Origin of the sequence: Rothia sp. (in: high G+C Gram-positive bacteria), from assembly GCF_030540545.1 — a bacterium.
Classification (GTDB): Bacteria; Actinomycetota; Actinomycetes; order Actinomycetales; family Micrococcaceae; genus Rothia.
On the sequence record NZ_JAUNVZ010000063.1, the window covers coordinates 1 to 1,248 of the forward strand.

Here is a 1,248-nt window from a genome sequence, read left to right on the forward strand (position 1 = left end):
GAAGCTTAATCCCGGAGGAGAATTGCGATCTTATAATGATGCCGGCTATATGAACTGCTGGAAGGTGAAGGAAGTGACCGAGATACCCGTCAGCATCGGCAGTACAAATTATGCCTCTCTGGCTCTGCCCATGGCCGTAACGATACCTGATGGCGTGAAGGCCTATATCGGTTCGTCCGTAGCAGGCGGTCAGATTACGCTGAAAGAAGTGACGGGCGGCGTGCTGCCGGCAAAGACCCCGGTCATCCTGGTAGCCGATGAGGCTAAGGTGTACAACTTCACCATTGCGTACGACAACACGACAGCTGCTCCGAAAGGCAATAAGCTGTCAGGTGCTTACGGTAATGATACTATCGCCGAGGGTAAGACCGTCTATGGCTTGGGTATCAAGGCCGAAACGGGTGTAGGCTTCTACAAGCTGAGCAACGATGTTGCCCACCGCACCATTAAGGCGAACAAGTCCTACTACGAGGCTCAGGCCGCCGATGCGGCTACCATGCTCCGCTTCTCCTTTGGCGAGGCAACCGGCATCGAGGCAACACCCATGCAGACCGAAGCGCAGGATACCATCTATTATGACCTGCAAGGTCGCCGCGTGCTCTATCCCACCCACGGAGTTTACGTGACCGGCAAGGGCCAAAAGGTATACATCCGCTAATGCCTGCGGCAGTACCTATTTCAATTCAACAAACTGACATTATCACATCTTTCAGACATACCATCTTATGAAGAAAGCCTATATACAGCCGCAGAGCGAATCGATAGCCTTCTGCGTGGAGCAGCACATACTCGAAGGATCTCCCACCTTGGGACTCCATGAAGACGAAATGTACGGTGAAGACTTCTTGTCCCACAAGCGCCAGAACGGCAGCATTTGGGGCGAAACCTCTTCTTCCTTCGGCTCTTCGCACCAAGGCTCCAGCAGCATTTGGGACGAATAGCCTGCTGCTCCCATCACCCGTGCCCACTGCCTGCGCCTCTCTACCCGAAGGCGCAGTGCATGGGTCGAGCATCATGCACCGGACAGACTGATGTTTGTTCATTGACTCAGTCGTGTGCGTGCATTGACCGGTAAGACACGTAGTCTTGCCGCACCTTCCAAGAAGTGTGTACACTTCTTCCTAGCAGATGTGTTGCCGCCCGGGCTCAAAGCCCGGGCGGTTCTTTTGTTGTTCTCCCTTAGAATTTTCTATGGGGATGGCTGGCGCGGTATGTGGATTGTTTCAATTCTTCGACAAGTGCCTATCT

2 protein-coding genes are annotated in these 1,248 nt (G+C 53.5%); both read left to right on the top strand.

Annotation, left to right across the window (positions count from 1 at the left end):
• The first annotated feature begins 22 nt into the window (after positions 1 to 22).
• The gene (locus Q4P78_RS08935) at positions 23 to 658 is read left to right on the top strand and encodes a hypothetical protein (RefSeq protein WP_303340021.1); all 636 of its coding nucleotides are present in this window, start codon (positions 23 to 25) and stop codon (positions 656 to 658) included.
• A 148-nt stretch (positions 659 to 806) separates the two neighbouring features.
• A complete protein-coding gene (locus Q4P78_RS08940) occupies positions 807 to 941 on the top strand; it encodes a hypothetical protein (RefSeq protein WP_303340022.1) in 135 nt (44 codons plus the stop codon).
• The last annotated feature ends 307 nt before the right edge of the window (positions 942 to 1,248 follow it).